General features: G+C 63.7%; 6 protein-coding genes. 2 read left to right on the forward strand and 4 right to left on the reverse strand.

Annotated features, from left to right (window positions below; all coding sequences use genetic code 11):
• The 4 genes from AVS7_RS18825 to AVS7_RS18840 form a co-directional block, all read right to left on the reverse strand.
• Positions 1 to 380: ParB N-terminal domain-containing protein (locus AVS7_RS18825; RefSeq protein WP_020229606.1), on the reverse strand; the 380-nt coding region annotated here is incomplete at its 3' end.
• Positions 377 to 1,942, reverse strand: coding sequence for a recombinase family protein (locus AVS7_RS18830; RefSeq protein ID WP_049696967.1), 1,566 nt, complete (start codon positions 1,940 to 1,942; stop codon positions 377 to 379). The genes AVS7_RS18825 and AVS7_RS18830, both read right to left, overlap by 4 nt.
• 148 nt (positions 1,943 to 2,090) lie before the next feature.
• A complete protein-coding gene (locus tag AVS7_RS18835; RefSeq protein WP_020229608.1) occupies positions 2,091 to 2,573 on the reverse strand; it encodes a hypothetical protein in 483 nt (160 codons plus the stop codon).
• Between the two features lie 254 nt (positions 2,574 to 2,827).
• A complete protein-coding gene (locus AVS7_RS18840) occupies positions 2,828 to 3,439 on the reverse strand; it encodes a type IV toxin-antitoxin system AbiEi family antitoxin domain-containing protein (RefSeq protein WP_024001857.1) in 612 nt (203 codons plus the stop codon).
• A 348-nt stretch (positions 3,440 to 3,787) separates the two neighbouring features.
• Between AVS7_RS18840 and AVS7_RS18845 the strand changes: the two genes are divergently transcribed.
• Together AVS7_RS18845 and AVS7_RS25475 are read left to right on the forward strand one after the other, a co-directional pair.
• The gene (locus AVS7_RS18845; protein ID WP_020229611.1) at positions 3,788 to 4,906 is read left to right on the forward strand and encodes a Fic family protein; all 1,119 of its coding nucleotides are present in this window, start codon (positions 3,788 to 3,790) and stop codon (positions 4,904 to 4,906) included.
• A gap of 424 nt (positions 4,907 to 5,330) precedes the next feature.
• Positions 5,331 to 5,423, forward strand: a complete 93-nt coding sequence (locus tag AVS7_RS25475) for a DUF6527 family protein (protein WP_369799123.1) — start codon at positions 5,331 to 5,333, stop codon at positions 5,421 to 5,423.
• Positions 5,424 to 5,498: the final 75 nt, after the last annotated feature.

The following is a 5,498-nucleotide window of genomic DNA, read 5'->3' on the forward strand; positions in this document are numbered from 1 at the left end:
TGTGCATGATCTCCATCGTGCACACGATGCCTGCTCGAACAGGCTATCTCAAGATGGGTTTGCCGGACGCATACGATGTTCTCGGTCAGGCTCATGATGAAGGCGTCTTCGTCATTGACCGCGACGACCAGCGCCGGGATTTCCTTCTCGCCAAGCGACTTGAACGCCTTGAGCCTGCCTTCGCCGCAGATCAGCAAGTAGCGTTTGCCGTCCTCCAGATCGTCACGCGGCGTGACCGTGACGGGCTTTTTCAGGCCAAGGCTTTTGATGTTGCCGACGATCTCCTCGAACACACGGCCATTGCGGTCACGCGGGTTGAGCACGGCGATCTGATCGACCGGGATCATTTGCAGATCGGTGGCGTGGTGCCTCTTCGTCATGCGACTCTCCTCAAGCGGCTGCGCTCGGCCATGCTGTAGAGATAGTCCAGGCTGTCGAAGCGGTAGCTCTCGAATTCGAGGCCGTTGTGATCGGCCAGATGGATGCCTGACTGGCCGAAGTCCAGACGCGGCAGCAGGTAGTAGTCCAGCGGTGCCTGGTTCGTTTCGTCGAGCCGGACGGCGACCGTGATGTCCGGCGTCAGGCTGGTGTCGAAGCGCACTTTCCACCGCCTGCGTCCGTTGTCCTGCAACTGGCAGCGCGAGAGCACGAGCGAGACCGTGAACTCGCGGTTGACGGTGAGCAGGTCGCTCGCCGGATCGCGCACGACCGCGCCGCCGACCTCGGCGATCATCCGCTCGGTCTGGCCGACGATCTCCGGGTGCAGGCGGCGCAGAAACTGGTTGACCTCCAGATACTGATAGTCCCGATCCGGCGTGAACCCGACCGTCTGGTAAGCACGAATCAGACTTCCGAAGCGGTGCGCGTAGGCCGCCGCCGAGGGCATGCCTTCGGCCTCGTCGATGATCAGGCCGGAGAGGTAACCGTGCTGCTGGAACAGCCGCCGCAGCTTCTCGATCAATTCCTCGTTGCTGAAGCGGTATGCCCGTGCGCGCAGGATGCCCTGCGCGGTGTAAAACAGGTCGGGCGGCACGATGCCCTCGAACGCGCCTTCTTTCTTGATCCACATCTCCGGCTGGTTCACGACCCGCACCTTCTTGAGCTTGAAGGAGCGCCGGTTGTAGACGTTGTTGCCGATGTACTTTTCGTTGGAGAGAACTTCCCGCACCGTGGCGCGCGTCCAGTCGCGCCCGAGGTCGGTCTGGATGCCCTCGGCATTGAGCCGTTCGGCGATCTCCGATTCGAACAGCGCGTCCTCGACGAACCAGCGGTAGATCTGGTTCACGACGGCGACTTCGGCATCCGGGCCGGGCTGCAAGATCACGCGGTCGGTTTGCAGGCTCTTGTGCTCGCCGCGCGAAAGTTCGCCCTTCACCGAACCGGACTGGTCGATCAGCACGCGACGCAGGCCGTAGCCCGCTGGCCCGCCTTGGCGGAATCCCAACTCGATCAGACGGCACTGGCCCGCAAACACCTTCGCCGACAGCTCGCGGCTGTATTCGCCCGCCATCGCACGCTTGACGCCCTTGACGATGGTCGAGACGGGCGAGCCGTCGTTCTCGAACTGCTCGGCGCAGTAGGCGACCTGAATCCCGGCGCGGCGACAGATGTATTCGTAGTAGGCGCTTTCATCCGCGTCCTGAAACCGACCCCAGCGGCTCACGTCGTAGACAAGGATGATCTGGAAGTCAGCTTTGCCCACCTGCACGTCGGCGATCAGTTGCTGGAGCGCCTGCCTGCCGTCGATGCGCAGCCCGCTCTTGCCCTCGTCGGCGTAGGTGCGGACGATCTCGATGTTGCGCCGGGCGGCGTACTCGCGAATTTTGTCGCCCTGGTTCTCTGTCGAGTATTGCTGGTGCTCGGTGGACATGCGCACGTACTGCGCGGCGCGGTACACCGGCCCCGATCCTGTCGGGCTTGGAGGCGATTCGTTCGATTGCATAGACCCGGCCACTTCGATGGTTGACGTTTCGGGTCTGCCGCTCCCTTCATTGGCTGCGCTGCCGCTCCGTGAAGTTCACGAGAACGGTCGCGCAGACGGTTGGAATCGTTGCCATGCAGGATGTTCGAGAACCCGTTTGGAGGCGAAGTTACGGGGAGATCGCCGAGGCGTCGATCACGTCCTCTCTTGACACGTCCATCTTGCGCGGACACGTCACGGCCACCGGTGTGATCTCGACGACCCACGAAGCGCCGCTTTCCCTCGGAAACGCCGGGTGGCGTGTGATGCGGTAGAGGCCCGGCGGCAGGTCGCAGACGTCCATCTTTGCAAGATCGACGTCTGCCCCCTGATTCCGCACACTGGCGTCGCGCAGCCGCTGCTGCTCACGGTTGCGCTGCGCGTAGTCAGGACGGTCGGCGCGGTAGTCGCGCCAGTAGTCCGGATTACGCTGTGCCCACGCCTGCTGGGCGGCGCGCTGGTTGTCCCGGTAGTCAGGATCGGACTGGAGCTTGGCCTGCTGCCACTGGCGCTTGCGGGTGCGTTGGCAGTCAGGGTTGGAGCAATAGGCTTGGTCGGGAACTTGCGGGCGGGGTGCGAAAGGCTTGCCGCAGCAGGCGCAGCGTCGGGTCATCGTCGGGGTCTCCATGCAAAGGGGTGCTGGAAACCGCGACCGAATCATCGCAGCCGGGCGATTACTCACACTCGATCAAGTGGATCGTCGCCTTGCCGTAGATGCAGGGTGTGGGTAGGATTCGCGCAATGGCCCCACCGGAGATCGCATCTCCGGCCCAACGCCTCTTTTCACGGAGGCGTTTTCCTTTGCCCCGCCGAGGTGAGCAGCCTCGGCCCGACGCCTCCCGTGTGGAGGCGTTTCTATTTGCGCGATCACTCGTGGGCGACCACTTCCATATAGGGGCGCATCACGTTGGCGACCCGGCAAACCTGGGCGTAGCGCCACAGGTCGTCCGCCGAGGCCTTGCGCGCCCGCCAAACATCCTTCAGCGCCTCCATCGCCACATCCAGACCGATCTTGTTGCGGTGCTTGAAGCAGTCCACGACCGTCTTGGCCGCGCTGTAGACCCGCAGCGTCGCGCCGTCGCACGGGTGTTCCTCGATGCCCGCCGCGTGGACTTCGCCGGTCATCTGCACCATCCTGATCGGCGGCCAGTCCATGCGGGGCGCGTGGCTGCCGCGCGGCATGGCGATCCAGATCTGGTGCGGCAGTTGCGTGGTCAGCCCGTGGAATTGCAGTGCCGTCAGCAGGCAGAACACGGCTTGCGGCACCTTGGCTGCTACCACCGCGAGGCCTTCGTGCTCCGAGACTGGATGGTTGGGTGGGCGGTAGAGGCCGCGTCCAACCCTGTCCAGCAGACCAGCGGCGGTGAGGCGCGTCAGGACAACCCGTGGCGCACCGATGGCGTCCAGATCGACGGCGCGCAGCAGCCCTTGCTGGCGTGCCAGATCGAGGACGCGCTGGGTGTGAGTGTCGGCGGGCATGATCGGCAGATGTTCCGTTTATTCTTTCAATATAGCATTTAGGAGATAAAACGGAACATCAGGTCGCCGCCGACCCGACTGCTTCGAAATTGTGTCGCCAGCGCCGACGCAATCTCCACCGGTCAGTCGGCGAGTGGCGAATCTCCAGCCGGTGGTTGGAGAATTGCCTGCTTTCGACCCGTGCAACCGGTGGTTGCACAGGTCGACCGGCTTCTATGCCCGCTGCTTTTCAGGCTAAGACCGCCGCCGTTCTTTGGGTCACCCGATGCGGAGATTGGCGACATCATTCACCGCAATATACGCGGTGAATGGCTTGCGCCTGCGGCGAATTGGGTGTTTAATCTCCGCATGAACTACGGAGAAAAACGCTACATCTGGCAGGCCGACGACTGGCCGAACTGGCGCTACGACCTGTCCGCGCTGACGTGGCCCTTGACCGAGGTCAGCCGTGCCCAAGGCCTGCTGCTGGGCCGTCTGGCCGACGTGGGATTGGCGCTGCGCGATCAGGCCAGCCTCGCCGCACTGACCGAGGACGTGGTCAAGACCAGCGAAATCGAAGGTGAAGTGCTCAGCGTCGAATCGGTGCGTTCGTCCATCGCCCGTCGCCTGGGCGTGGACATCGGCGCGGTCGCGCCGGTGGATCGGCACGTCGAAGGCGTGGTCGAGATGGTGCTCGATGCCACTTCCCATGCCGCTGTCCCGTTGACCGCCGAACGGCTGTTTGGTTGGCACGCGGCTTTGTTCCCGACCGGCTACTCCGGCATGAACAGAATCGCCATCGGCCAGTGGCGTGATGATGCCGACGGGCCGATGCAGGTGGTGTCCGGCCCGGTGGGGCGACGCAAGGTTCACTTCCAGGCCCCGCCCGCCGAGGCGCTGCCCGCCGAGACGGCGAAGTTCCTCGCATGGGCGAACGAAGAATCCGGCGAGCCTGCGCTCGTGAAAGCAGGCCTCGCACATTTGTGGTTCGTGACGCTGCACCCGTTCGACGACGGCAACGGGCGCATCGCCCGCGCCGTGGGTGATCTGTTTCTCGCCCGCGCCGATGGCAGTCCGCAACGCTTCTACAGCCTGTCGGCGCAAATCCAGCGCGAGCGCAAGGACTATTACGACGTGCTGGAGCGCACGCAGAAAGGCACACTCGATGTGACGGGCTGGTTGTCGTGGTTCCTCGGCACCCTCGGGCGCGCCGTCACGAGCGCGCAAGGCACGCTGGACGGCGTGCTGGTCAAGGCGCGCTTCTGGCAACGCTGGGCAGGCACGCCGCTGAACGAACGGCAGGTGAAACTGCTGAACCGCCTGCTCGACGGCTTCGAGGGCAAGCTCACCAGCAGCAAGTGGGCGACCATCGCCAAGTGTTCGCCGGACACCGCGCTGCGCGACATCACGCAACTGCTGGAACTTGGCGTGCTGAAGAAGTCACCCGGCGGCGGGCGCAGCACCGGCTACGAGCTGGCAGGCCAGTAGGCCGGTGGCGCGGATGCGGCGGTCAGACGGGCAGCGATGCCAAGGCCGAGGGTGTGCAGAATTTTGTGTAAACGGACAATCCACCGCCGGCGCGAGCCGGCCTGTCCGTAAGCACAATGAGCACCAAGAAACACGACGTACCCGAAGAACTGCTGTCTGGCCTGCTGGCTAACTACAAGAAGCCTGAAGACCTCATCGGCGAGAACGGCCTTCTTCCTTCAGCGACAGGGCGACGTCCTCCACCAGTTGCGCTCCGGTTGAACTCAGATTGCCCTTGACAACCTCCTTGTACAACTTGCGCACCGCATCGTGCATCTGTATGAAGGGCGTGACCGTCGTAAGCGTGGCCCCAAGGCCCTTCTTGTGAGGAGCGGAGGGTCAATGCAGGATATGTCCATGTGCAAGACAGTGGACACACCCCAGAGTGGAACGGCCCGACGGTGGAGCGAGTCATGCGCAACGGCAAGGGTGCCGTTCACACTTTTTCGTTCGCGACGGTCGGATCCGCTGGGTCTAGGGAGCTTTGCGCTTGCCCGGGCGCATCGCCACATGCCAGTTGGCCTCGACGTGCTGCGTCTCTTCTCGCTTGCTC

The organism is Acidovorax sp. MR-S7 (assembly GCF_000400995.2).
Lineage (GTDB): Bacteria > Pseudomonadota > Gammaproteobacteria > Burkholderiales > Burkholderiaceae_C > MR-S7.

Coding starts and splice junctions, on each gene's coding strand:
- AVS7_RS18830 (WP_049696967.1), bottom strand. CDS start 1,942: ATGCAATCGAACGAATCGCCTCCAAGCCCGACAGGATCGGGGCCGGTG.
- AVS7_RS18835 (WP_020229608.1), bottom strand. CDS start 2,573: ATGACCCGACGCTGCGCCTGCTGCGGCAAGCCTTTCGCACCCCGCCCG.
- AVS7_RS18840 (WP_024001857.1), bottom strand. CDS start 3,439: ATGCCCGCCGACACTCACACCCAGCGCGTCCTCGATCTGGCACGCCAG.
- AVS7_RS18845 (WP_020229611.1), top strand. CDS start 3,788: ATGAACTACGGAGAAAAACGCTACATCTGGCAGGCCGACGACTGGCCG.